This is a genomic window from Flavobacterium sp. 245 (assembly GCF_004362055.1).
Classification (GTDB): domain Bacteria; phylum Bacteroidota; class Bacteroidia; order Flavobacteriales; family Flavobacteriaceae; genus Flavobacterium.
The window spans coordinates 477,328-504,096 of sequence record NZ_SNXB01000003.1; the positions used below are offsets into that span (position 1 = coordinate 477,328).

The 26,769-nt window shown below is 30.7% G+C and carries 31 protein-coding genes; 5 read left to right on the forward strand and 26 right to left on the reverse strand.

Annotated elements, in window-relative coordinates:
* Positions 1-19: 19 nt before the first annotated feature.
* The 5 genes from EV145_RS08135 to EV145_RS08155 form a co-directional block, all read right to left on the reverse strand.
* The gene (locus EV145_RS08135; protein ID WP_133524716.1) at positions 20-1,267 is read right to left on the reverse strand and encodes an oligosaccharide flippase family protein; all 1,248 of its coding nucleotides are present in this window, start codon (positions 1,265-1,267) and stop codon (positions 20-22) included.
* 36 nt (positions 1,268-1,303) lie between these two features.
* Entirely contained in the window at positions 1,304-3,214 is a 1,911-nt protein-coding gene (gene asnB / locus EV145_RS08140; RefSeq protein WP_133524717.1) for an asparagine synthase (glutamine-hydrolyzing), read from the reverse strand.
* Between the two features lie 4 nt (positions 3,215-3,218).
* Positions 3,219-3,641 (reverse strand): adenylyltransferase/cytidyltransferase family protein, encoded by a 423-nt coding sequence (locus EV145_RS08145; RefSeq protein WP_133524718.1) that lies wholly within the window; start codon positions 3,639-3,641, stop codon positions 3,219-3,221.
* A 146-nt stretch (positions 3,642-3,787) separates the two neighbouring features.
* Complete coding sequence (locus EV145_RS08150) at positions 3,788-4,699, reverse strand: glycerophosphodiester phosphodiesterase family protein (protein WP_133524719.1); 912 nt, start codon at positions 4,697-4,699, stop codon at positions 3,788-3,790.
* A gap of 161 nt (positions 4,700-4,860) precedes the next feature.
* Complete coding sequence (locus EV145_RS08155) at positions 4,861-5,286, reverse strand: adenylyltransferase/cytidyltransferase family protein (RefSeq protein ID WP_133524720.1); 426 nt, start codon at positions 5,284-5,286, stop codon at positions 4,861-4,863.
* A gap of 455 nt (positions 5,287-5,741) precedes the next feature.
* On the opposite strand from EV145_RS08155, the gene EV145_RS08160 reads away from it, so the two are divergent.
* Positions 5,742-6,713, forward strand: a complete 972-nt coding sequence (locus tag EV145_RS08160) for a T9SS C-terminal target domain-containing protein (RefSeq protein ID WP_133524721.1) — start codon at positions 5,742-5,744, stop codon at positions 6,711-6,713.
* Here EV145_RS08160 and EV145_RS08165 read toward each other — a convergent pair.
* Positions 6,697-7,386, reverse strand: a complete 690-nt coding sequence (locus EV145_RS08165; protein WP_133524722.1) for a DUF4386 domain-containing protein — start codon at positions 7,384-7,386, stop codon at positions 6,697-6,699. The two genes, EV145_RS08160 and EV145_RS08165, sit on opposite strands and share 17 nt — an antisense overlap.
* Positions 7,387-7,402: 16 nt before the next feature.
* A complete protein-coding gene (locus EV145_RS08170) occupies positions 7,403-7,834 on the reverse strand; it encodes a DUF6326 family protein (protein ID WP_133524723.1) in 432 nt (143 codons plus the stop codon).
* A 470-nt stretch (positions 7,835-8,304) separates the two neighbouring features.
* Between EV145_RS08170 and EV145_RS08175 the strand changes: the two genes are divergently transcribed.
* The 3 genes from EV145_RS08175 (at position 8,305) to EV145_RS08185 (ending at position 11,994) form a co-directional block, all read left to right on the forward strand.
* On the forward strand, positions 8,305-9,657 hold the full coding sequence (locus EV145_RS08175) for a hypothetical protein (protein WP_133524724.1): 1,353 nt from the start codon (positions 8,305-8,307) through the stop codon (positions 9,655-9,657).
* 727 nt (positions 9,658-10,384) lie between these two features.
* Entirely contained in the window at positions 10,385-10,777 is a 393-nt protein-coding gene (locus EV145_RS08180; protein WP_133524725.1) for a plasmid mobilization protein, read from the forward strand.
* The gene (locus EV145_RS08185) at positions 10,762-11,994 is read left to right on the forward strand and encodes a relaxase/mobilization nuclease domain-containing protein (protein WP_133524726.1); all 1,233 of its coding nucleotides are present in this window, start codon (positions 10,762-10,764) and stop codon (positions 11,992-11,994) included. The genes EV145_RS08180 and EV145_RS08185 overlap by 16 nt, the downstream gene beginning before the upstream one ends.
* A gap of 282 nt (positions 11,995-12,276) precedes the next feature.
* Here EV145_RS08185 and EV145_RS08190 read toward each other — a convergent pair whose 3' ends face one another.
* The 19 genes from EV145_RS08190 to EV145_RS08280 form a co-directional block, all read right to left on the reverse strand.
* Positions 12,277-12,690 (reverse strand): hypothetical protein, encoded by a 414-nt coding sequence (locus tag EV145_RS08190; protein WP_133524727.1) that lies wholly within the window; start codon positions 12,688-12,690, stop codon positions 12,277-12,279.
* A gap of 278 nt (positions 12,691-12,968) precedes the next feature.
* The gene (locus EV145_RS08195; RefSeq protein WP_133524728.1) at positions 12,969-13,538 is read right to left on the reverse strand and encodes a hypothetical protein; all 570 of its coding nucleotides are present in this window, start codon (positions 13,536-13,538) and stop codon (positions 12,969-12,971) included.
* 151 nt (positions 13,539-13,689) lie between these two features.
* Complete coding sequence (locus tag EV145_RS08200) at positions 13,690-14,250, reverse strand: hypothetical protein (protein ID WP_133524729.1); 561 nt, start codon at positions 14,248-14,250, stop codon at positions 13,690-13,692.
* A 159-nt stretch (positions 14,251-14,409) separates the two neighbouring features.
* Positions 14,410-14,880 (reverse strand): hypothetical protein, encoded by a 471-nt coding sequence (locus EV145_RS08205; RefSeq protein WP_133524730.1) that lies wholly within the window; start codon positions 14,878-14,880, stop codon positions 14,410-14,412.
* 161 nt (positions 14,881-15,041) lie between these two features.
* Positions 15,042-15,608, reverse strand: coding sequence for a hypothetical protein (locus tag EV145_RS08210; protein WP_133524731.1), 567 nt, complete (start codon positions 15,606-15,608; stop codon positions 15,042-15,044).
* A gap of 160 nt (positions 15,609-15,768) precedes the next feature.
* Complete coding sequence (locus EV145_RS08215; RefSeq protein ID WP_133524732.1) at positions 15,769-16,374, reverse strand: hypothetical protein; 606 nt, start codon at positions 16,372-16,374, stop codon at positions 15,769-15,771.
* Positions 16,375-16,549: 175 nt separating this feature from the next.
* Entirely contained in the window at positions 16,550-17,101 is a 552-nt protein-coding gene (locus tag EV145_RS08220; protein ID WP_133524733.1) for a DUF695 domain-containing protein, read from the reverse strand.
* A gap of 171 nt (positions 17,102-17,272) precedes the next feature.
* Positions 17,273-17,629 (reverse strand): hypothetical protein, encoded by a 357-nt coding sequence (locus tag EV145_RS08225; protein WP_133524734.1) that lies wholly within the window; start codon positions 17,627-17,629, stop codon positions 17,273-17,275.
* A 285-nt stretch (positions 17,630-17,914) separates the two neighbouring features.
* Positions 17,915-18,394, reverse strand: a complete 480-nt coding sequence (locus tag EV145_RS08230; RefSeq protein ID WP_133524735.1) for a hypothetical protein — start codon at positions 18,392-18,394, stop codon at positions 17,915-17,917.
* Between the two features lie 174 nt (positions 18,395-18,568).
* On the reverse strand, positions 18,569-19,111 hold the full coding sequence (locus tag EV145_RS08235; RefSeq protein ID WP_133524736.1) for a hypothetical protein: 543 nt from the start codon (positions 19,109-19,111) through the stop codon (positions 18,569-18,571).
* A gap of 168 nt (positions 19,112-19,279) precedes the next feature.
* Entirely contained in the window at positions 19,280-19,636 is a 357-nt protein-coding gene (locus EV145_RS08240; protein ID WP_133524737.1) for a hypothetical protein, read from the reverse strand.
* A 212-nt stretch (positions 19,637-19,848) separates the two neighbouring features.
* On the reverse strand, positions 19,849-20,340 hold the full coding sequence (locus EV145_RS08245) for a DUF695 domain-containing protein (protein ID WP_133524738.1): 492 nt from the start codon (positions 20,338-20,340) through the stop codon (positions 19,849-19,851).
* Between the two features lie 162 nt (positions 20,341-20,502).
* A complete protein-coding gene (locus EV145_RS08250) occupies positions 20,503-21,060 on the reverse strand; it encodes a hypothetical protein (RefSeq protein WP_133524739.1) in 558 nt (185 codons plus the stop codon).
* Positions 21,061-21,217: 157 nt separating this feature from the next.
* Complete coding sequence (locus EV145_RS08255) at positions 21,218-21,772, reverse strand: XAC2610-related protein (RefSeq protein WP_133524740.1); 555 nt, start codon at positions 21,770-21,772, stop codon at positions 21,218-21,220.
* Between the two features lie 190 nt (positions 21,773-21,962).
* Positions 21,963-22,628 (reverse strand): hypothetical protein, encoded by a 666-nt coding sequence (locus EV145_RS08260; protein WP_133524741.1) that lies wholly within the window; start codon positions 22,626-22,628, stop codon positions 21,963-21,965.
* 180 nt (positions 22,629-22,808) lie between these two features.
* Entirely contained in the window at positions 22,809-23,405 is a 597-nt protein-coding gene (locus tag EV145_RS08265) for a hypothetical protein (protein WP_133524742.1), read from the reverse strand.
* 221 nt (positions 23,406-23,626) lie between these two features.
* On the reverse strand, positions 23,627-24,109 hold the full coding sequence (locus EV145_RS08270; protein ID WP_133524743.1) for a hypothetical protein: 483 nt from the start codon (positions 24,107-24,109) through the stop codon (positions 23,627-23,629).
* Between the two features lie 120 nt (positions 24,110-24,229).
* A complete protein-coding gene (locus tag EV145_RS08275; RefSeq protein WP_133524744.1) occupies positions 24,230-24,508 on the reverse strand; it encodes a hypothetical protein in 279 nt (92 codons plus the stop codon).
* Positions 24,509-24,670: 162 nt separating this feature from the next.
* Complete coding sequence (locus EV145_RS08280) at positions 24,671-25,714, reverse strand: tyrosine-type recombinase/integrase (RefSeq protein WP_133524745.1); 1,044 nt, start codon at positions 25,712-25,714, stop codon at positions 24,671-24,673.
* A gap of 389 nt (positions 25,715-26,103) precedes the next feature.
* Between EV145_RS08280 and EV145_RS08285 the strand changes: the two genes are divergently transcribed.
* Positions 26,104-26,568, forward strand: coding sequence for a RadC family protein (locus EV145_RS08285; protein WP_035685144.1), 465 nt, complete (start codon positions 26,104-26,106; stop codon positions 26,566-26,568).
* Positions 26,569-26,769 lie beyond the last annotated feature (201 nt).

The following is a 26,769-nucleotide window of genomic DNA, read 5'->3' on the forward strand; positions in this document are numbered from 1 at the left end:
ATTATTTTTAAAAGCTTCATTATTTTAATATTTTGGTATATACTCCCACACTCCTAAGCGACAAAACTACAACTTGGGTCAACACTACTAAACAAGCCACTGTTATGACTGTAATATTATTTGTGAAAAATAATATTGCTAGTCCTACTATATGAAAAAAAGAAGAGACAATAACCGTGAAGTTAGCATATTTTGCATGTCCAAATGCACCAAGTAAAGGGTATCCAATTAAAATAGAAGGTATAGAAAGTAAACATTCTACCAGTAATATTCTAAATATTGCAATACTTTCTTTTGCTAAATTTTTGTATATCAAAGACATTATGAAATCTGCATAGTAAATACAAATTGGTATACTTAAGCAATTAATCAATATTGCAAATCCAAATATTTTCTTAAACATACTCAGATCTTTACTTTTAACCATATGAGGATATATTGCACTACTAAGTGGACTATACACACTTTGTATAGCAGAATATAATTTTTCTGCGGCTGCATAATACCCTACTGCAACGTTACCAAGTACAAGCCCTAAGACAAAACTATTACTAACAGTATACAATGACACAGATATTCTAGAAACAAAAAAAGTAGAACTTTCTGTGAGACACAATCTTATTCCTGAGAAAGATGCTCTAAAAAAATTTAAATCTACTTTAAAACGCTTACTTGCCACATACAATGCTATTGCACCAGAAGTAATAGACCCTAAACCATAAAAAAAAGGTACTAATAAATAATCAGCGTCTGATTTTACAAAGAAAAAAATAGGAATAATCGAAAGTGTACGGGTTACAATATTAATTCGAGTAATGTATTTCATTTGCTCTATTCCTTGAAAAAACCAAGCTGGCAAAAGTACTGTACCAAAGACCGACATAAAAGAAATTAAATACACCCATCTGTCTACATAAAATTTATCGGAAATAAAAATTATGCTAAGTAAAAATAATAATCCTAGCACAAAAAGAAAAAGTTGCGCAATCACTACGTTAACAAAAAAAACATCTCGTAGCTCTTTATTATCTCGATTCGCAGAAACGTATTGTACACCATAAATCCCAAAACCAAAATCAGTCAGAATAACAAAATACTGTGCAAATGCAGTTGCAAAACTAATTAATCCAAAAGTTTCAACTCCTAACGTTCTAAATAAATATGGAATAGTTAATAACGGAAAAATATAATTTGCACCTTGTAATATTACTAATGATAAAAAATTAGATATTAAAGGCGATTTGATATTTACATTTTTTAATATCATTTAAACTAAAAGTTGAATTTTTTTATTTATTAAATACTAATCTATCTTTTTGAAATAGTCAGATAGAAAAAGTTCTAAATTTAAAATCATCCAAATTTTCATACCAATATCCTCTTTGTTTCCAATTACTTCATAATTATTAATTAATTCCAAGAAAAAGTCTTTATTAATAATTTTATTTCCTATTAAATATCCATTAATTATCTTAGAATAAGCAAGATCTTTAAAATCATTCCCAAACCAATTATTCAAAGGCACTGGAAACCCCATTTTCTTTCTATATAGGATTTCGTTTGGAATGATATCTTCATAGCTTTTTTTCAATATATATTTTGGAACATTAGAATTTTCTGCCATTTCACTGCCTAACTGTGTATCTAAAGATGTTTTATCCCCAGTCCACTTTAACTTATAATGATTAGGTATCGAAAAAGCAAATTCAATTAATCTATGATCGACAAATGGCACACGACCTTCAACACTGGCCGCCATTGTAGTTGTATCTAATCTATTTAATAAACCAGGTAAATGAATTTTCTCGAAACAATAAAGCATTTTATTCAAATAAGACTCGCCATCTAATTTTTCAAAATTAAAAGAAAAAACCTCATTTAAATCTTTTTCAATGTTTGTTGAATCAATATTAGAATGAAATAATTTTGATTTAAACGAAGAAGAGCAGTATTGATATAAACTCAAAAAGTGTTCAATCTCACTTTTGGGAAAATCTTCTCCATATTTACTACTTAGTTTTTGACTCAACAAACTGTCTTTTTCTAACTCCGGATCTGACATTTTTTTAAAATCTTCTGATGAGCTAAAAATCCTGCTATAGCCAGCCAATATTTCATCTGCACCTTCTCCAGACAGAACAACTGTAATATCTTTTTTTAATATTTTTGACATTAAGAATAAAGGAACTTCATTTGGAACTCCTAAAGGAGCATCCTTGACCTTAATCAAATCAGTCATTGCTTCAAAATAATTCTTTTCATCAAGAAGAATTTCTTTATGATTAGTGTTACACAAGTCAGACACAATTTTTGAGTATGAAAATTCATTATATCCTTCTTCAGCAAAACCAATTGTAAAAGTATTTACTACCCCTTCTTTTAATTTAGCTAATTCATACGTGACAATGCTTGAGTCTACACCTCCAGATAAATATGCGCCAACAGGTACATCTGAAACCATTCTATATTTGACTGCAGATGTAATCAACTCCTTTAGCTTATCAATATAATACTTCTCTCCTTTATCTTCTTTTTGCAAACTTATTTTATCATCAAAATCCCAATACTTTTCTATAGTTTTTTGTCCATCTGAATCAATTTTCATCCAATGAGCAGATGGAAAAACATTTATACCTTCAAAAAAAGTATCATTCATTATTGGGTATCGATACGAAAGATAAGAACTAACTGCATGTAAATTTAACTTGCGCTTAAAACCATCCAAACTTAAAATAGATTTAACCTCAGACGAGAAAATCATCCCATCATTATTTATGGTATAAAAAAGAGGTTTTACTCCTAATCTATCACGTGCGACAAAAATTTCTTTAGTTAGGTTATCATATATAACGAAAGCGAACATTCCAATTAACCTATCTAACACCTTCACTCCAAATGCCTCATAAGCATTTAATAAAACCTCAGTATCACCATCAGTTTCAAAAAGATATCCTAATTCAATTAGCTCTTCTCTAATTTCTTTATAATTATAAATTTCTCCATTAAAAACAATTGTATATCTCTCGTTGCGATTTCGCATGGGTTGATTTGAACACTCGTTCAAATCAATGATACTTAACCTTCTATGTCCGAAACTTACATTGTCAATTTTATCATAACCAAAACTATCTGGACCTCTATGTGTTTGTAAATTTAAAGCTTGAATAAATTTATCCTTCCCAACACTTCCAACATTTACTAATATTCCGCACATAAATTTATTTATTACTTTCTCTTAATCTCTCTAATGTTTCATTCAAAATAGTCGAAGATGTTCCTTTAGTATATGGAAAATAAACAATTTTAACTCCAACCTCTTCAAACTGTGCTTGAATGTCTTTCCATTTATCAGTATTAAACCAATCATCACCAACAAACATTATATCAAATCTTAATTTTTGCCAAGCTTCAAATTTATCCATAGATGGTTGCGGAATAACTACATCCACGTGTTTACAATTTCTAACAATTTCAGCACGCTCTTCAAAAGGGATCACTGCTTTTTTATTCTTATATGAAACCAACTCATCTGTAGTCACCCCTACAATTAATTTATCACACATTGACTTCGCATTTCTCAGCAAGTTAACATGTCCTATATGGAACAAGTCAAAAACACCTGTTGTGTACCCTATTTTCATTATATTTTATTTATTTGTGTAAAATCAGTTTTTTATTCTTAAAAATTATCATTGCAATAATTTCATCTTGTTCAAGATATGCAAGTTCTTAGATACAATATTAGTTTTCAAGGGAAAACCAATATTTTTTAAGTTTTTTTTATATATTAATTCACCAAGGACGACTGAAGTTTTATTAAAAACTCAGGTTCATCAGTTAAGATAGCATCAAAATTATTTTTAAGATACCACTTAATACGGTCTATATTATTTGCACCACTAACACTTAAAGTAAGGTTGTTAGCTCTTGCACTTTCTATCCATTCAGGGTTATTGGTATAGGCAGAGTCATAATAAAAAATACCAGATATATTATCTTTTTTGACTTGTTCAGGAGGAAAAGCGTTGCCCATCAAATATCTAGTATCCACCAAAGCATCTTTAGCTCTTATTTCTTTTAATAAAGCATATGAATCAGAAGCATAGATTATTAAATATTGAGCTTTAAGTTTATTAATACATTCAAAAATTTTAGTCGCAAATAACTTTCTTCTAACTGGATTTAAACCTTCTTGAAAATGGCAAACTAATTTGGTTGTTGTATTGTTTTCTTTTGCTGCTTGTATATATTCTCGTAGTGTTGGCAAATTTTCACCATTTGAAAGTTTCAAAGCAGTTAATTGTGAATAACTCGCATTTTGAACTATTAAGTTATTGTAAATACGATCATGATTTACAATTAAAGAGTCATCAGCAGTAAACCATATATCAAACTCCGAGCCTTTACATCCTAATCTTATTGCCTCTTTTAATGCCGCTATCGAATTTTGCGGAAAATTATTTTTTTTCCAAGCACCACGATGCGCAATAATGCTATTTTGGGCTACGATAACTGGATCTTGAACAACCGGATCTTGGACAACTATTGTATCATCATCCGAATCTGCAGGTTTAGAAATAGTATCAGGCTTTTCAACATTTACTGGTTTAGAAGTAAAATTGCCCAAATCCTCTTGAGCAGAACAACTCAAAAGCATTACTAAACATGAAATTGCAAAAAAAAGTAATTTTCTATTCATATATAATTTAAGATTAAAAATCAAGTCATTAACGATCTGCAATGATAATTTTTAAAATCTGAATTACCCAAAAAATCAGAACTTTTTTTAGTTGAAATTAAAAAAAAAGACCAAATCAACAAGCGTTTTTCTTTATTGCTGTATTATTCTTACTATAAATGTTAAATTACCCTTAGAGCTTCTTTTTCAGCAACAACTTTTCTAAGTCCACTGCTCGAAAAACGATGATCTCTTTTATTAAAATATAATTCTATTCCTTTCTCCTCACAGTAATCTCTTCCTGTAAATTTTTTATTTTTATATTCATCTCCCAAAATGCGTACATCTATTTTGAAAGAACGTAAAATATCTTCTAAATCTTGTTCTGTAGCATAGGGAACTATTTCGTCAACGAATTTGCATCCTTTTAATTGTATGTAACGCTCTACTACTGTCTGTGTCGGTTTATTCTTTTCGGGACGATCTAAAGTTGGATCTGTTTGTAAAGCACAAATTAAATAATCGCACTGACGCTTTGCCTCCTCTAACATAGTAATATGTCCTGCATGCAATAAATCGAATGCACTAAATGTAATTCCTATTTTCATAACAATTTATTTACTTTAATTTTACAAATAACTAACATTTGCTTTCAACACATGGCTTCGCCCTTCCAACTCCCAAAATTTGAAAGCAGAAAAATTCACATTAGCGGCAAATATATTGACAAATTTTAAGTTTTTTTTATCAAAAGATACTTTAACAAAGTAAGTACAATAAGCAACTTCATATATAAGAAGTTAACAAACAACAACTTAAATAAAACAAAGTAAGAATACCCCTCTAATATCTTTGCAAAAATACATTTCTAATTTGAATACTGAAAGCCATAAAGAAAGAATTGTCTTAACTTAATATAGATTAACCATAATATTACCATAACAGATAACAATGTTATTTTAAAAAAATTGTACTTCATTAGGTTATTATATTAAGATTTTTTAAACGCTTTCAGAATATTAAAATTTACTTTTGCCGAATCAATTGAGCGAAATATTTGTAAATGAAAATATTAACTTTCCTTTTCTTAATGGTTTTTCAGGTAGCTTTTTCTCAAATAAATCGCTGTACTGATTCTCTTGCAAGCAATTATGATCCAATGTCCACTGTAAACAATGGAAGCTGTCAATATGATTCTTTCAAATTGAAACCGAAATATTCGGTAAAACTAAGTGACACAATCAAAGAAACCTCGGGATTAATTTCGTTTAACAACTTGCTTTGGACGCACAATGATGATCACGACCAACATATTTATGGATTCGACACTTTGGGAAAAATTCAAAAAAGAATTATTTTAGATAAGGCTATAAATCATGATTGGGAAGAGATATCACAAGACAGCTCCCATATTTACATTGGTGATTTTGGAAATAATGCTGCCGGAAATAGAAATGATCTGAATATTTTAAAGATTGATAAAAAAACATTTTTAGACGAAAAACCAATAATTGAAAAAATTTCATTCACTTATTCGAATCAAACTGATTTTTTAGCCCAAAAACCAAATACAACCAATTTTGACTGCGAAGCTTCTATAGTAACCAAAGACAGTATTTTTCTTTTTACTAAACAATGGAAGTCATCTAAAACTAGTATTTATGCTTTGCCAAATCAACCAGGAAATCATATTGCTCAATTAAAACAAACGTTTGACACCAAAGGCTTGGTTACTGGAGCAACTTATTTGGAGTCAAAAAAACTAATTGCTCTTTGTGGCTACTCAAAACTTGGAAAGCCTTTTCTCTATTTATTATATGATTTTAAAAATAATGACTTTCTATCGGGAAACAAGCGCAGAATTGATCTTCAGCTTTCTTTTCATCAAATAGAAGGAATTACGACAACAGATGGACTTCATTATTATGTAACAAATGAAACCTTGATTCGAAAACCGATCATAAATGTTCCGTCGCAAATTCATTATTTAGATTTGAGTCCTGTTTTAAATCAATATGTTAATCGGCAACAATAATGTTATTTTTCGCTCCCATTATTAAAAGCCATATACACGTTCCGATTTCACCTAGAGTTGCTGGAAGTCTCACATACGAAGATATTCCGAGTTCAGAATAATTTGGAAATAATGCATTTCCGAAGAAATTTATTAAATAACTCAAACAGCCCAACATTAATAGTACTCCTAAAAATTTCGGAATTATTCCTGATTTAAAAATTAAATATCCCAACGGAAAAAGCCAAAGTCCCCAAAATACCTGAGCGATTAAATTTCCGTAATCATATTGATTGAGATAAAACATCACAAGATCTTTTTGCGGTTCTTTTGCACCAATTATAGAAAGTACTGCAAATTTATTCTGCATGTTTATAAACGAAATCGGTACGCTTACAATCGCCAAAACAACCATATATACAGCGTACGTTTTATGAACGGATTTCAATAATTTGTACAAAACCAAAGGCAGAAACAAAAAGAAAGTATAACAGATTAAACCACTTACAATACCAAGTCTAAAAAGAAATTCAGAATTAACGATATTAGTAAAAGTTGCAACAGTATCGTTCCAAACAATTAATTTTGAAGGAACGTATCCCAAACTAAAAATTCCTGTTATTACGACTACTAAATATAACAAACCAGCAATTCTTCCTGTATTTCTAAACGATAGTTTTGATTCTTGATTCATGCTTTTACCTTTAAGTTTAAACTTGTTTTGGCCATTTAAGTGCAGTCCAAAATATGATTGATGTAAGTACACTTTCGATTAATGCAAGAAAAATGTAAAAACTCCACCACGATCCAGTTGTAGTAAACGCTATCAACAACATTATGGCGGTATAAATTATTCCGAAAAAGAGATTAAGCAAACGGTTTATTTTTGGTTTTAAAACTACCGATGCAAAAATCATTAATGCCGGAATTGTCATTAAAAGTGTTGCGAGAAATAATTTTACCGGAGAATCGAGTAATGTATCGCCGCTTATAAAATCTTCGACTTTCTTTGGAACATAAAGCGAAAAATAATCTCCGTACACGTAACAAAACATTACGGAAGTCCACAATGTTGCAAGTTTGATTTTTGTGTTTACTTTAAAATCTTCAAAACCACCCGTGTTTATACCTTTCTCACTCATATTTAAGGAATTATATTTCAAATATGTCGAATATAACCTTAAAATGTTACAAACTGTTTTTAATCTAAAAGATAAATTTTAAAAGCTTTCTTCTAATTTTCATTTCTTTAAAACTTAAATAAGATTAACAATTCGCAAATCGTAAGATAAAAGTTTACTTTTGCAAAAAAGTTATGTTTTCTAAAACACTCATAACTCACAATTTATAACTTACAATTTACAAAGTGAATTACTTATCTGTAGAATAAGTAATGCAGTTTTCCCAAAAACACCAAAACCACTTAATCCCTTAAAAATATAATAGTTACATGATTTTTTGAAATTAAAACATTTCAGAATATACCATTAAATACCATCTAATAACACTAAATTAGAGACCTAATTAGAGACTTATATAATCCTTTTTTTGTATCTTTGTTTTGATGAAAGCTATTACCTATAGATACACGCTTAAACCAAGAAGTAAAACCTTGGAAAACCGCACCAGACCTGAACTGGTGATGGCAGAAGTCAGCGGTGCTTTCAGTAGTAAAAAAGACGGACAATTGGGCTACAAGAAGTTTCAATTCTCTTTGGAAGTAACAGTTTTACCTCAGCATTTTGGAATAATCCGGGAAAAAAGAGGCAAAATGGGGTATATTTATGACCCTAATACAGTCAAAAAATCAGAGAAATTCAACAAAGTATTGCGCAATAAAATTGCAGATTTTGAATTTTACATAGAATCTGCCCAGGTGTATTTCAGAAATGAGAACCCCACTGCCGAGCAGGTAAAAAATTATCTTCACTCCATTACCGGAAGAGAAAAAAGAAAACCTGAAGAAAGCTTTGAAATACTTTATTTCTTAGAAAGCCACATCAAACATTTAGAAAATCTTATTGGAAGCGGACGAAAAGATGAAGTAAAAGAGAATACCATCAATTCGTTTAGGAATCTTGTACCTCTTGTAAAAAGATATCAGCAGGCTAAAAGCAAATTGATATTTGAAAATCTTAATGAAGAACTTTACAGAGATTTCTGGGATGTAAGCAATAGCATAAAAACAGGTGATCTTGAAATTGAAGGCTATAAGTCTAGATCTAAAGAAAAATTTGCATCAAACACAATTAAAGCATATCAAAATTACTTTATACTGCTTTGTAAATCTGCCAGAAAACAAAACATAGATATCCCACTTGATTTAACCGATGCTAATTTAATCAACAGTGCAGAAAAAAACAGTTCAGTAAAAACCGATGCTTTTTTAAAAGAAGAGGACATCTTAAAGGTAATGAAATGCAAGCCAGTATCAAAAAACATGTTGCTGGCCAGAGAATATATTATTATTGCAAGCCAGACCGGAATGAGACTTCAGTCAATGCAGGAAGCAAAGGGAAGAACTATTGAACTGTATAAAAACAATAAAGATGCATTCTATTATTTGCATACAATTCAGGAAAAGACTTCCACTGAATGTTACACTCCCCTATTTTTAACAGCACTGGAAATTATTAAAAATAATAATTTCCAGTTTCCTGATTTCACCTGCATTACGCTCGCTAATCTAAATATCAATATCAGAAACGTCCTGAACTTAGCCGAAATTGAAAACAGCAGTTTATTCAGCACACACAATTTAAGAAGTACATTCGTGAGTAATCTTTCTCTGCTCGGACTCTCTGAAATTGTAATCAGTAGTGTTACCCATCCATCAAAGAAAAGCAATACAAGCAGTGTTCATATCTACGACAGAAGGGATATGCTGGACAAGGCGGTAATGTTCACACAGGAAATAAAGAAGATAAACAAAACTAAACCATCAAAACTTTATAGATTTTCTTAAATTTCCAATTAAATACCAAAGATCTAAAAGAAAATAAATCCAGCCAAGATATTGAACTTAGACAGAAAAGTGCGCATAATGGCATTTCCTTCGTCATGCCACCCTTCGGGACTTATAGCACTTCAACTGCCTGAGTTCAATATTAGAATGCTTTCTTTTTTTCCTTTTTCTTTTTTAAAATATCAATTCTAACATTTCATAGTTAGAATAAGCGCAGAGTGTCAAATATTCGACTGCTTTATTTCTTCTTTAGAATGTATTTAATTTACTCTTGATAAGTAAAATATACTTATGATACTTAAAAAACATTTTTCTTCATTAGCTTTGTTTTGATCTACTATTAAGCCTTAAGATACAATCCAAAAAAGAATAACAGTAAACAACTATCATAGTCAAAATATAGCCATGATGTGATAATACTATTTGCATTCCTTATTTTTGAAGTTGACCTAAAATGGTTAATGGATTAAATTAAAAAATCTCACAAACCACAAGCACTTGAAGAAAATTTATAAAACAGAACTTCAACTTAATCCAAAATTATTTATTACTACTGACTTTCTAAAAGTCTTTAAAATGCTGAAAAAAATCAAAGACCACCTAATTCCTGTGGTCTGGCAAGATGAACGGTTGTTTAACAACCGCCTATCTTGCCACCCTTTACCTCGGAACTCGGTGGTGGAGAAACTAGAAAGAAAAGAGTTTGAAACAATGAAAATGAAAGATTATGAAAAGAGAAAATTCAAACAGAACACGAATCGTAGGACTGCGATTAACTCCTTTGGAGTATGCCGAACTGGAAAAAAGATTTAGAGCAAGTACCTGCCGAAAATTAAGTGACCATATAAGAAGGCACTTATTTAACAAACCTATTGTAACAACTTACCGCAATGCTTCTTTTGATGATTACATCGAAGAAACAATGACTCTAAACAACGAGCTTAATTCAATAGGAAATAACATCAACCAGATTGCCAAAAAGATGAATTCTTTTAAGACTATATCCGAATTTAAAACACAGATATTCTGGTTTGAAGTAGATAAAAAGAAGCTATTAGAAAAAATAGAGGAAATTAAAATACACTCTCAAAAATTCTCAGAGCAATGGTTGCAATTATAAAAACCAGTAATTCAGTACAGCGAATTTTAAACTACAATGAGATAAAAGTAAAAGAAGGAAAAGCAGAATGTATAAGTGCTATTAACTTTCCTCTGGAACTCGAGAGGCTAAATTTTAATTTAAAACTCAACCGATTTGTAAAACAGGCTTCCCTTAACGAAAACGTTAAGCGAAACGCTGTACATATATCATTAAATTTTGATCCTTCGGAAAACCATTCCAAAGAAAAGCTCAACGAGATTGCAAGGGTTTACATAGAAAAAATCGGATTTGGAAAACAGCCATATCTGGTATATCAACATCATGATGCAGGGCATCCTCATTTGCATCTGATCACAAATAATATCCAAAGAGATGGAAAAAGGATTGATCTTCATCTACTGGCAATTAGAAAATCAGAACCCGCAAGAAAAGAAATAGAGGAAACATTCGGTCTGGTAAAAGCGGAAGGAAGAAAAACAAAAGAAAAATTTTCTTTACAGCCAATTGCAAACCGCAAAGTAGAATATGGAAAAGCAGAGTCCAAAAAGGCTATCAATGGAGTTTTAAACAGAGTTTTATTTGAATATAAATATTCAAGCCTTCCAGAACTCAATGCAGTTTTAAATCAGTATAATGTTCACGCAGATAGGGGAACTGAAGATTCAAGAGTTTTTAGAAATAATGGACTGCTTTATAAAATTCTTGATGAAAATTCTAAACCAGTTGGAGTGCCAATCAAGGCAAGTGACTTTTACAACAAACCGACTTTAAAATTTCTGGAAGAGAGATTTAAAATTAATGAAACAAAAAAAGAGTCATATAAAAGCCATTTAAAAAATGCTATAAGACTCGCTTTCAATGATAAAAAAGTCATAACTCCAGAAAAATTAGCAAACTCTATTCAAAGTGAAGGCATTCATGTTGTTTTAAGAAAAAGTAAAGATGGACAGCTTTATGGAATAACTTATGTTGATCATAAAACAAATTGTATTTTCAACGGCAGCGGGCTCGGAAAAGAGTTTAGTGCGAAAGGAATTATGGAAAAATGTATAGTAAACAAGTCCTTTCAAAACCATAATCATCAGAAATCTGTACAATTTTCAGAAGTCTGCGAGACTCAAAGTAATTTAAAAACTAACCCTACCGATATTCTATTTCGTATAGAAAACACAAATGAATATTTACCGAAAAAAAACAAACAAAAGAAGAAAAAAAGAATTCGAAGAGGAATCTAAAAACAAAATATCAAAAAGTTCACAATAATTTTTATCTAAAAGATGAATAATAATAACATTAAAAAAAAATCTTTATTGACTTGGTTTTCTAAAATTTCCGCTAACGTTCTCGCGCTACAAGCAGTTTGGGACTAAATTAAGCCCATTCTTCGGATTTGCCAAATCTTCCAAATACAAACGAATTTTTCCATTAAAGCCAAATCCCCAAATTGCTTGTAGCGTGTGTTATGGGCTGGTTGTTTTGTCGAAATTATGATTTTAACCGCAAACTTTTCAGTTGGTTTATCCTTTTAGTTTGGTCATTAAATCTTCTTTATTTTCAATTCCATCTAATATATAAAATGTTCCATTATTAGAAACTATTCGGTGTCCACTTGGAATTTTTGTTACTGTTCTAATTGATTTCAATTCAGTTGTTTTTTGCTTTCCATTTTCAGTAATTATTAATTTTCCGTTTGCGATTTCGTATTCTGAATTCATTTTATTTCTAAAGTTTCTGTCAAAATACCACCAAGCAAAGGGTGCTACTAAAATTATTCCAAAGAAATAAAATAAGTTTTCTGTTGGTAACAAATTGAAATCGTTTAATAGTATCATAGTAGCTATGATAAGTCCTCCTCCATAATGAAGAGACATATAAATTCTGTTTTTTTTAATCGCTTTTGCTTTTATTTCTTCTGAAATTGAATATTTCATTTTTCTGTTTTTATATTTTAGTTTTTAAGTTTCATTTAGCAAAAGTCCAACTTTTATGCTTCCGCTTTGAAATTTTATGCGGAAACAAATACTTATTTTTGATTGTTTTCATCTGCGTAATTTCGGCACAACTAGCCCATAACGTTCTCGCGCTACAAGCAGTTTGGGACTAAATTAAGTCCGTTCTTCGGATTTGCCAAATCATCCCAAATACAAAACTAACTTTCCATTAAGCCAATTGCCCAAATCCGTTGTAGTAGCTGTTACCAGCTGGCTTTTTATTCGTTTTCAATTTCAATGAAATCAAATCCAAGTTTTCCTGTAATAATTCTCAATTTTATATTTTCTCCAACATTTACCGATTTCCAATATTTATCTGAGCATATTATTCTTTCAATGTTTTTGTCAATTTTTACAAACAAATAATTTTCTCTATTTCTTCCGACTCCTTGAGATTTTTCTTCAATTGCATATTCTTTTGTATTTATTATTGCTGGTTCATTTTTGTTCATAAAGCTTGCGATTCCAAATGTATAACCTACAAAACCAATAATAAAACCTGCGCTAATTGACCATCCTTTTCTATTGTAATTTTTCAAATCTTTGAATGTTTTGCAAAGTATTAAATAGTAGAATAAAATTCCAATAAGCAATCCTAAAGTTGAAAATATAAGACCGAACCAAACATCATTTATATAATTGTCTATTTTATAAATTCCAAATCCCAAAGGTACAAATGACAAAAGGGCAAAATTAAAAGACACCAATCTCAGAGGTTTGAACTTTTTATTCAATCCATCATTGAGTTGCTTATTTCTATTTATGAGTCGTGTATTTCTTTTTTTCATATGCTTGCTGGTAACGTTCTGGCACTACAGCGGGTTTGAGATTAAATTAAGCCTATTCGTCGGATTTGCCAAATCATCCCAAATACAAAATCGTCTTTCCATTAAGCCCAATGCCCAAATCCGTTGTAGTGGCTGTTATGCCCGGTTATTCTTATGTCCATTGTAATTCAATATATTTTGTACAGTCATTTTTCAGATCTTCAAAACCGTCAAGTAAAATTGCTGAACCACCATTTTTTACTACATCTTTAACTATTTCATATGTTTCTTCGGCTCCTTTTGGGTCTTGTCCAACAACGTCAAACACAATGTTGCTCGTCTTTGAAAGCGTCGCATATAAACTTAATAATCTTCTTGGATTGCCAGCAAGAGTATTGACTTTTGTCTTTTCGGTAATCCATTCAGTTTCATAAATTTTTGTCGCATAATCACTGTTCAAATCCGCATTCTTTTTTAAATATTCACCAACAGTAACAGGATAAAAAAGTCTTCGAAGTTTAGGTTCAATAAAATGCTCAACAAATGTTGAATTTTTAGACACAACAACATTTTCGTCTATTGTCTTCCCACAAAATATGTCTTTGAGGAACATTTCTGTTTCGTAGAAATGCTGTCCATTGAATAAATGCAAAACAATAATTTCTCCTTCGTTCAAGTCGAATGGAGGTATTTTAAATTTGTCTGTCTTTATTCCTTTATTTTCGATTAGCATTCTGTTGTTTTATAATTGGTCATAACGTTCTGGTACTATAACGGGTTTGGGACTAAATTAAGACCATTCTTCGGATTTGCCAAATTCTCACAAATACAAAACAAACTTTCCATTAAGCCAATTGCCCAAATCCGTTGTAGTAGCTGTTATGAGCAGTTTCTATTCTCTCAGCGCTTTTTCTAATTCCTCAAACTTTAAATTTTCTCCAAACACTAAATCAAATTTCGGAATAATATTTTCAAACTTTTTAAGTTCTGTTCGGCTTTCTATTTTCAAAGGCTCTTTTGGTTGATAAATAATGTCGTATCGTTCCAATTTATTTGTTCTGTGCACATCTTGATTGTCATAAGCATAAAAACCTAATTCCGCATACTTTTTCCAGTCATCATAAATACCGTCACTTTCAGTTTTTTGTATTGGCTTTGCTATTTTCGGCAACGTTTCCATGAACTCATCCAATTTTAAGAAATCTTCGAAAGATTTGGTCACAATCTTTGGTTTAAATCCTCTATTAAATGTGCTAAAAATTGCAACTTGACCAATGCTATCAATTGCGACATAATCAAACTCGATATCACAACTTCCATTAACGATGTGTTCCCATTCCGTAATTTGTCGGTTAAATAACATCCGTTCTATTTTAGATTAAAGTTCTGTGAAATTGCTCATAACGTTCTCGCGCTACAGCGGGTTTGGGAATAAATTAAGCCCTATTTTCGGATTTGCCAAATCTTCCAAATACAAAACCAACTTCCCATTAAGCCTATTGCCCAAATCCGTTGTAGTGGCTGTTATATGCCGTTTTGTTTTTTCTCAATAGGTGGAGGTGGTGGAGGCGGAAGTACATATTTTGCACTTTTCAGTTTCGGTTCCTTTTTTGTTTTAGTGAGTTTTAATTTTTGCTTGAACTTATAAATCCATCTTGCTAAACTATCAAGTTCTTTTGGAGCATTGTGGCTATGAACAGAAATTAACTTTTTTATAGAATCTTTATCTATAAATACTGCATAAGTCCGACCATCACTATAATCTTCAAAATATTCATTTTTAAGTTTTCTAAGTTTCAGTTCTGAAATAAGTTTCACTAAGCTTTGTTCATCACTTGAGTTAATTTTGGCGGAATAGTTTGTTTTACCTTTCGGTATTTTTAAACTGTCAAATACTTCACTTGCTGACCAATGCTGTCTGATATATAAACTGTCTTTAGGTTTGTAAACTAGTGTAAAACTTGAACCAAAAGTATCGTCGTAACTAAATTCGAAATATTTAATCGGATTTTCTTCTTCTTTTTTTCTGCTACACGAAATCAAAGTCAAAAGAAAAAGAATTAGAATGATTTTATTAGTTCTACTTTGCATAGTGTTCTTTTAAAATGGCATATAACGTTCTGGTACTACAGCGGGTTTGGGACTAAATTAAGACCATTCCTAGGATTTGCCAAATCATTCAAATACAAAACCAATTTTCCATTAAGCCAATTGCCCAAATCCGTTGTAGTAGCTGTTATAGCCAGTGATTTTACACTTTAACTACTGGGTATTTTGTCATTCTTTTATAAAGCCAAGCTGAAAACTTGTTAATGCTTTTAAATTTTGAAATTTGTTTGTCATCACATATTTGTTCAAAATGAGCTTTTTTATCCATAAAGTCATATTCGCCGATGAATCGGTAACATTTACTAAATTCTCTAATACCGTTTTTAAATTCTTCAATTAAAAGACGGTATGGAGTAAATTTATAATCAACGTGTATGTATTCCTCATCACCACCCAAAGTGATATAGTTGTTTGAAATTAGGAGTTCGCCCGTACTTCCGTTAATAATTGTCCAATTAGTTGACCCTTTTTTCAGAAATAGACAAAGTTTCTGTCCTTTTAGTACTTTACCAAATCTTGTATCACAAGTCCATTCTTTAAACTTCTGCACAGAAATTGTTTTATAAACTTTTCCTTTTAATGTTTCACTAATTTTAAAGGTATATGAATTATCTTTCACAATGTCAATTTCCCCAATGACTATAATGTCTGCCATTCCGGAGATTATTTCAATGGGGTAAACCATTTTTTTTGCTTCAACTTTTAATGTTGAAAAAATTATAAGGAAAAATATAATTGTATGTTTCATCTGTTGTCTTGTCTTATCTTATCATTGGCTATAACGTTCTGGCGCTTGGTGAGGTTGGGGGATTAAAGATGCGGGATTTTTCGGTTAAACACAAATTTTCCAAATACAAAACCATCTTTAAATTAAGCCTAAAACCCCAATCACGCCAAACGGCTGTTAGCAGTAGTTTTTTTATTTAAAACGATTTGTACGTTTTCCAATTTCCATCTTCTTTATTATAACTCGTAAGTTCGTATTGCTTGTGTTTCTCTTTAAGTTTCGAAAGTCTATTTTTAAATTCAGATAAATCTTTTGTATAAATCACATATTCTCTAAAACCCGAAGTCGTAATAACGATTGGGATAATTGCGTTTAAATCTTTTTCGAAGATTTCAAAAATATCATCTTCTAAAGTATTTAATTCAGGTTCTTTTTCTGCATTTGGCAAGCCATTTTCATCAGGAAATTTCACTTGAAATGCAATTCCGCAACCTGTAGAATAATTTTTATTTCCCGCAATTTTTTCACAACCAACATTTTTTCGAATTAACATTGGTTTACCATTGTTTTCAGATTGTAAGATTGACCAACTTTCTGGAATACTTGTTATTTCTTCGTTATTTTCGGTTACTTTCTTATTAAAGAGTTTGTCAAATATTCCCATTTTGTTATTTTGTGAGTTTTCGCAACTTGTTAAAGTCAAGATTATTATAAGTGTAAAAGTGAAATTTTTAATGTTTGTTTTCATAGATTTTTTTGTTTCTACGGCAAAATTACTGCTAACGTTCTGGTACTACAGCGGGTTTGGGACTAAATTAAGCTCATTCTTCGGATTTGCAAAATCTCCCAAATACAAAACCAGCTTTCCATTAAGCCAATTACCCAAATCCGTTGTAGTAGCTGTTGGCGGTAGTTTGTGTTAAAGGTGTATAATTTCGTCATAATCTAAATCTCTCTGCCAAATTTGATCTTCAATCTCTCCGTCATATTTACCAATCCAACAATTGAAGGCTTTCACATACCAATTTTCATTATTATTAAAAATGAATTTATCATTATCTTTTTTAATATATATTCCATCAAAATTACTAGGAATAGATATAAAATCTACTCCATTTAAAATCACATCAATTGTGGTGTTTGGGTTGTCATATTTATCATTGTATTCTACATCGAAATACTGTTTTTCACTTCTTAATATTAATGTGCAATGGCTAACAGTATACATCCAAATTCTATAATTTCGGTTACATATAAAATCTTTTGAGTCATTCATTAATTTAAATTTGAGTTAAATATTTTCAATTTTCGTTTTTAAGTTTTGACTAATGTTTTAAAATCAGTCATTTCTAGTTTAAAATATTCGTATAAATTTTCACTTTCTTTCGTTAGCTGAAGCAACTCATTTGATCTGAATATGTGTAATTACCGCCAACGTTCTGGTACTACAGCGGGTTTGGGACTAAATTAAGCCCATTCTTCGGATTTGCCAAATATTCCAAATACAAAACCAACTTTCCGTTAAGCCGATTGCCCAAATCCGTTGTAGTAGCTGTTGTACCTAGTTTTTTTCAAGGTGATCTATGTCCAATACGTCACTCAATTTACTTAAACTAGATTTTGAGAATCGTCTGAATGCAAATTCAATAAAAACATATCTAATCATTAATAATTGTAGTATTGCCACAAGTATAAAGATTATTGAAAACTGTTCTTTATTAGAAAAAAATTGAGCAATTAAACCAATGAAAGGAAAGCACAATAAAACACTTAACAAAATTCGGAAGGCTTTATTTATTTCCACTTCAACTTGTCCATCTTTGTTAACAATTTCGCCTGTTAAAACACAAAATGCGCCTTTTCCAATTTCTGAGGATATTATCCTAAATGTATTGTCTTTAATTATTCCACGAAATGATTTGTCGGTTATTTTTGAAGTCAAACTTTCAGACAGTTCAGTTCTTCTTTTCAAACGTTCAAGAGTTTCTGTTTCTTCTCCAATTATTTTGAAAGTATAATCACTTTTTGGAAATATGTTCATTCGTTTTTGGTCTTTTAAAATTAGGTACAACGTTCTGGCGCTACAGCGGGTTTGGGACTAAATTAAGCCCATTCTTCGGATTTGCCAAATACTCCAAACACAAAACCAACTTTCCATTAAGCCAAATGCCCAAATCCGTTGTAGTGGCTGTTATGTGTAGTGCCTTTCACTATCTTAAAGATCTGCTCCTTGAGTTGAATTCGTACTGACTTTTTTCCATATTTCAGAATTTGAATATTTCTTATTTTCAAAATTTATACTCAAACTTGGCAATTCATTAAAATATTTTACCCTTCCAATATCAAACTTAATATAAAAATAGGATGAATTAAATGCATATTCACTATCTCCCGACCATAATAAACTTAAAGTTGAGAAATGAATCTCAGTTATTTTTTTCAAAACATTTTTCGGAACAAATAGATCTTCAGTTTTATTGGATATTTTTATTGAAGTCCAATTTTTACCGTCATATTTTGCCGTTACAATTTCTCCAGTTTTGTATGTCATTTGCGCTTCAACAAGCTTTCTTTTTCGGCTAACTATTTCATTACAAAATGTCTTTAATTTTGAATCTGATGAATTCAACTTCACAACTTCCTTATTCTCAAAAGTAAATTTGAATGATTGTGGTTTTTCAATTCGGTCTTTATGTGCATAAATATTAGCAAAAGTCAGAACTAAGATAAAAGTCAAAATTGATTTTATATTTCTCATTTTTTGGTTTTCTGTGGCATTACACATAACGTTCTGGCGCTACAGCGGGTTTGGACTAAATTAAGCCCATTCTTCGGATTTGCCAAATATTCCAAATACAAGACCATTTTTCCATTAAGCCAAATACCCAAATCCGTTGTAGTGGCTGTTATATGCTGGCATAATCACTTAATTTGATTTTACAATTCTATTCATAAAGGGAAAATATTTATTAAACTCAATCATCAAACTATCTCCGACTTTTAATTCTTTTCTATTACTGACATTGAAATATTCTTCATTGTCGTAATAGAACTTATAAGAGTAACTGAATTTATCTGTCAAATGTCCTCTTCTTTCATAATTTTTTTCATCAATAATGTACCCTTTTGCATATTCAACATTGAAATTGGATAAAATTGTTGAATAAATTAAAGGTTCTCTAAACACGAATAATATAAAAAAAAATACCAATCCTATTTTTAGATAATCTTTGCTATACTCTTTTAAATGTGATTTTTTATTTTTTTGCTTACTCTTTTTCAAGCTCATTCAATTTTAAAATTTATCTAATTGGTTACCGAATTGGTATAATTCAATGCGCTTGCATATAACGTTCTGGCACTACAGCGGGTTTGGGACTAAATTAAGCCCTATTTTCGGATTTGCCAAATCATCCAAAATACAAAACCATATTTCCATTAAACCAAATGCCCAAATCCGTTGTAGTGGCTGTTATAGGTAGCTTTTCTTGGTTTTTACATGTTAAAGTATGCTTCAACTTTTTCCCAAGTTGGATCTTGGTTTATTTTGTATCCAAATCCTCTTAATAGACCTTCTTTGTTAACTTGCGTTTGCAGGTATTTATTAACTTCTTCTGGATTATTTAAATAAATAAAACAATCTAGAAAATTGTCGTTGTAGATGTGTCCGATATAGTGAGCAATTTCAATTTTTTGAATTTCTTTTAAAAGTTCATCTTCAAGTTTATTTGCAATTTTACTTTCACTTTCTATTGGCAAAGTATTTTCTGTACAATTTTCGATTTTCAGAGCTATATTGATTTCCAAGCACCAAGGATATTTTGCCTTTTCAATGAAATTTTTATAAGCAAAATCAATCGAGCCGAGCATCGAGTTTCCGTCTTGATAATCAGCTTCAATTACATAGAAATTATCTTTAGAGAAAAAATTTCCGTTCTTTTTTTGTTCATTTTTATTTCCAAATAACTTAGATAGGAAAGCTGTCATATTTTTTCTTTTAAGTCTATTTTTTCTAAAGTTGCCTATAACGTTCTGTCACTACAGCGGGTTTGGGACTAAATTAAGCTCATTCTTCGGATTTGCCAAATCATACCAAATACAAAACCAACTTCCCATTAAGCCAATTGCCCAAATCAGTTGTAGTAGCTGTTATGTGCTGGCTTTTCCACTATTTTTATTAATCATTTTTTCTATTTCGGTTATTTCTTCGCTATGTTTTTCAGCATTAAAATTTCTGTTTTTTCCGAAATAGAAAACATCATTGTGGTCATAAATCAAGGCCCAATTTAGAGTTTTGTCCCAAATTAATTCGTTTGTTCCAAAAAATAATTCATCAGAAAATTTGATTACCATTTTCCAAGTCAATATAAATCCCCATTCTGGTTGTGTTACCCAAAACACTTTTTGGTCAAACGGAATTCCCCTTTCAAAAAGCCATTTCTTAACTTTTTGACTGTCGTTTTCGCCAAATGAGAATTCATTTTGCTCGTTAAAATATTTTCCAACAGCAGAAATAGAGTTTAGATATCTTTGTGTGCTTTCGAAATTCCATAAAAATTTAGAAGCTTCGGAAGTCAAAGGAATAATTTGGTCTTCAAATTCGGCTGACAATTTTTTGTCATCTTCCTCAAATTTCCATTTCAACGGATGTTCTTGCAATGGAATTGAAAAAGTGTGAATATTTTCTAATGTAATTGTATTTTTCACTCAATATTGTTTAAGCTTGCACATAACGTTCTGGTACTACAGCGGGTTTGGGACTAAATTAAGCCCATTCTTCGGATTTGCCAAATCATTCAAATACAAAACCGACTTTCCATTAAGCCAATTGCCCAAATCCGTTGTAGTGGCTGTTATGCATCGTTTATTCTTTAACGTCTGTTTCTAAAATTTCTTTTGGCGGAATCATTTTATACGGTAAGGCAAAATATTCAGTTTTCTTTTTCAAAGGATATGTAATCTTCCAAACTGTTTTAATTTCATTTTCATCAACTTCAAACATTTTAGTCAAAATCCACTTTCCGTTAATCCATTCAAGTTTTCTTCCGCTTCCGCCACCATTACCAATATAGAATTCTGTTATCTTATTTTGTTCAATGTAAAATGTTGGATTTGATAAGTTCGATAATTGTTCGTTTAAAACATAATTATCCTTTTTAATATCATAAAGATAAACTCGGATCTTATTTTTTATACCGGTTCCGGATTGTCCATAATACCCAATTACAAAATCTTTAATATCATCATAATTCAAGTCAATTAAAGTATCAGAATCGGCGGAAGTTATTTTACTTTCTTCGTTAAATGCTTTTAATAACTTCTGGCTTTTAGCTTTCAAAATTTCATCACTAACTTTTTTGCTATCCGAATTACAACCCGTAAAGAAAAGTATGGAAAAAATAAAGGTCAATATTTTCATTTCGGCTCTTTTAAATGATGCATAACGTCTTGGTACTACAGCGGGTTTGGGACTAAATTAGGTCTATTTTCGGATTTGCCACCCGAGCGATAGCGAATAGGCGAAGCAAATCATTCCAAATACAAAACCATTTTTCCATTAAGCCAAATGCCCAAATCCGTTGTAGTGGCTGTTATGCGTCGTTTTTTATTTATTCCGTTGTTGTTATTATATTAAATTCTATTTTTCCGCCCAAACCACAAGCAATCATATTTGCGAAATATTTTCCATCTTTAAATTCGGTTAGTTCAAAATATGGTGGACATTTTGAATGTTCTATTTCTAATTTCTTGATTGGATTTTTTTCACCATTTTTCGTTAAAGTTACATCTGTAAATGTTCCGCCACATGGTAAGATCAAAAACCATTTTTCATTTTTTGATTTTCTGCTAAAATTCAAAGTATTACATTCTGCACCTGTTTCACAATTCTCCCAATATTCAGAATCAACATAATCAACTCTTGCTTTTTCAATTCCCTTTTTGGCGTCATAATCAGGAAAAATGAAATAGTCTTTAATTTTTTGCAAATTATAATTTTCAATTGTCAGCAAAACAGTGTCTTGCTCTTTTTCGTATAGTTTGTAATTATAAAATCCAACTTCAATAGTTTCTCCAATTTCATTTTTGGATAAATTTTTTAATATTTTGTATTTGATTGTATGGACTTTATCTCCGCCTTGATTTTGAATAAATTTCGCCAATACTTGAAAACTTTCAGTTTTAATATTACTAACTTTTTCAATCTCAATTTCTTTCTTTTGTGCGCAAGAAACTAAACTTAAACTGCAAATAATAATTACAAATACTTTTTTCATTTCGATTGTTATTCTTTAGTTTCTGTTCAGGCAAAATGACGCATAACGTTCTCGCGCTACAAGCAGTTTGGGACTAAATCAGTGTTATCTTTCGGATTTGCCAAATCTTCCAAATACAAACCAATTTTTCCATTAAGCCAAATGCCCAAATTGCTTGTAGCGTGTGTTAGGCATTGTTTATTATTCCACTAAACTTCTAAAATATCCTTCTGCAATATGTTCCTTTTTTTCATACATATTTTGTTCAATTATTTTAAATTTAATTTTACCAAACAAACTATCTCCACTTTTATATTTTAGCTTGTCAAGTACAAGTTCTTGGTAAATAGTTTTGTAAGTTTTTTTATTTTTAGGGTCAGGTGAACATTCCGACAAATAAGGCTTGATTGTATAAATGTTTTTATTGAGAAGGACATTAAAACCACTTCCTCCAATTCCATTAAATAAGCCTATTTTTATAATTAAATTACCTTTTTGTCCAAAAAAACCATCATCAATCATACTTCTGCAATTATTCATTTTTGAAGACTCTAAGCTTTCATCTTTGTAACTTTTGTAAATGACACTGCTTGTTTTTTTTCTCAAAGTATCATTATTCATCTTTTCATTAAAATTAAAAACTTCTCTTTGATTGTTTAATTTTTTGATTTGGAGATTTTCTTTTAGAGTTTTGTCTACAATGACAATATTTGAAAGTTGTTTATCTTTCATTGTACAGTAACACAAAAAAAGCAGAAAAAAAGAGGAAGCCATAATCTTCATAATTCTATATTTCATTTGCACTTCGGTTTTTTAAATAATGCCTAACGTTCTGGCACTACAGCGGGTTTGGGATTAAATTAAGCCCAATCTTCGGATTTGCCAAATCTTCCAAATACAAACCAATTTTTCCATTAACCCTATTGCCCAAATCCGTTGTAGTGGCTGTTATGCCTTCGGTTTTTTATTTATTCCAATTTTCGATTTCTCTTCCGCACCATTTTAAAGTTGGAAGCATATTACTTGTCAATGAAATATTTAATTATAAATCCAATTATAAAACTAGTTACTGCAATGTACCATCTAAATCGAATATCCCAATTACCAAGCCTTAAGTTATCCCTTGTTAGGTTACGAATTTCTTCTTCTTTTTGGCGCAAAGTTTTAGAATATTCAGAACTTTCTTTTTGTAGCTTTAGATTTGCAATTTCTAAAATTTCTTTTGATTCAGCTTTTTCAATTTTATCTTTTTCAATTCTTAAATGGTTTAACCAACCGCCATTTAATATTATTTCTTCAGACATTCCTGTTAAAAACAAATCTTTGTGTTCGCTTTCAAAAATTAGAGATTTTTCTATTAGTATTTTATGTAATGAAATACAATCGTTGGTTGGTAATGTGTTTCCATCTAAATTTTTTAATTCAAGTCTTCGTATTCTGAAATTAGGCTTGTTTTTTATAAAATTAATATTGTATTCAATTAAGTCATTTATGTTTTCCATTTTCGGTTTTCTATTTATTCCAATTTTTCGGTTTCGCTTCCGCGCCGTTTTAAAGTTGGAAACAATTTTAAAAATCAGATATTATGTTTTCAATAAATAAAATTCAAATAGAAAGAATAGTTAGTCGTGAGAACAGTCGTTCACGACGTTTATTAAATCTTCTTTTAGCCACTCCGAAAACTGATTATTCAATTCTTCAATCTCTATTTCTACGGCACTTTCGAGTTCTTGTCCTGTTTTTCCTTTTTGTAATTCTAGTATTTCAACTTGTCTTTTTAATATTGATTTTAAGTGATAACTATTCATAAGATTAGTAGAATGAATATTTACCAACAAAGTTCCTATGTCAATTTTGAAGGTCGGATTGTTCAGTTCATTTTTTATATCGTCAAAATTCATATCAATTTTTTTTTAATTATTATTTTATCGTTTGTTTTCGGTTTCTAAACTGAGGCATAACTTGTATATATGTCTGACTACGTCCGACTTATCTACCCTAAATTGGGTCGCTATGTCTGACAATTGTCAGTATTATTTCTTTTCAAAAATAGGATTTTTATTTCATAAATCATCAAACGGACTTTTTATTTGTAGAATACTTTTTGTACTAACATGGGTATAAATTTCGGTAGTTTTACTACTTTGATGGCCTAATAATTCTTGAATATACCTTAAATCAGTTCCGCTTTCAAGTAAATGCGTAGCGAAGCTATGGCGCAACCAATGTAAAGTTACAGGTTTTGTTATGGCAACTTTTTTGAGTGCTTGTTTTAATACACTTTGCAAACTTTTTTCTGAATAGGGCTCACCAGGATTTGCACCTTCAAACAAATAGGTTGTGGGTTTAAATAAGACATAGTATTCCCGAAGCATTTCTAAAATTTTAGGAGATAAAGGTGTAATTCTGTCTTTTTTTCCTTTGGAGTTTTTAAGCAATACAATATTTCTTTTAGAATCGACATGAACAGGTCTAAGCGCTAATAATTCACCACAGCGCAAGCCACAACTGTATATCAGCGAAAGCATCATTTTGTGTTTGATGTTACTATGGGCATTCAAAATCAACTTGACTTCTTCTTTGCTCAAAACATTAGGTAGGGTTTTGGCATTTTTGGGACGATGAATTTTATCCACTATCATCTTGGTTTCTCGAATGATTTGAAAAAACAATTTAATAGCATTAACGATTTGGTTTTGATAAGAAGCCGAAAGATTATTCTTTAAGATATGCTCGTTATTATATACAATCACATCTTCGTTCGTAATTTCGGCAACCGCTTTCTCCCGGTAGAAAACCAAAAAAGATTTCAGGGCTTCGCTGTAAGTCGTAACAGTGTTTTCGCTGTAACGTTTGGAACGCAGTATTTGTTTGAATTTTTCGATTTGCTCAATGCCTTCTTCTGATGGTAAGGAATAAGAGGGAGGTGCCAAATGAAATCGCTCTCTATTTTCAACCGTATTAGGAAGGTGCCAAACTCCCAAAGTTTGACTCCAGCGAGAACCTGTTAGCTTTTTTATTCGAACTATTAATTCGGTGTTTTTCTCAAAATAAACTGCTATTCTCTTTTCTTTTTTATACGTGATAATTTTGGCTTCCCAATTCATACTTATGCAATTTAACTACTAAAATAATAAATTAAGATCAATCTCAAAATGAGTATAAAGACAAAAGAAGAGTAATAAAATAAGCTGAATTTTGGCAGATCGTGGAATTATCAATTCCCTTCAAAGTTTTATATTTTAATCATCGAAGAGTTTAATTTTTCTTCACACATATTATAGTGATCTTTCACTATAAAATTAGGTAATCAAACGGCTCTTTATTCTTCTTAATCTTATTTAATTTCGTCACAAAGTTCGGGAATCGCCTGCGGGCGCTAGCAAAAAATTCCCCCATAAATGCAGGAAAAAATTCCTGCTTTATTGCGTTGCTTTTTGCGCTTGCTGAGCGATTCCCAGCGAATGTTCCATAATTAATATAAAATATAGAAACTATGGAAACTTTAAATCAAAACTGGCAGACTGTATCTGAAATTGAACTGATCTACAAAACAAAAGTAAAAAACTCTGAAAGACCACAAATCAAATCTTCAAAAGATGCATATATACTAATGCTTTCAGCTTGGGATTATAATAAAATAGAATTCTTCGAGCAGTTCAAAGTATTGCTTTTGAATCACGCTCATAAAGCACTTGGTATTTACGAAATTTCTTCTGGAGGAATTGCAGGAACTGTTGTAGATCTTAGATTAATATTCTCAGCAGCTCTTAAGGCAAATGCCACATCTTTGATGATGATCCACAATCATCCTTCAGGAAACCTAACAGCCTCTGAAGCCGATAAACAGATAACTCGAAAAGTAAAAGAAGCAGGAAGGCTCCTTGATATCACCTTACTGGATTCATTAATTATAACTTCCGAATCCTACTACTCCTTTGCTGATGAAGGCGCTTTATAAGCGCCTTTTCAACTATTTTTATCTATAAAAGATATCCAAAAAAGTTAAAGATTATCCTATGTATATTTTTAAGATGCAAGTGCAATAATCATATAGTAATCTTCAATAAAATGGTTAGATAATTGAATGCTTCCCGCTCAGTATAGTAACTATAGAATATCTAATTGCTTTAGTTGGTAAAAAAATAAAATTTTAAATACC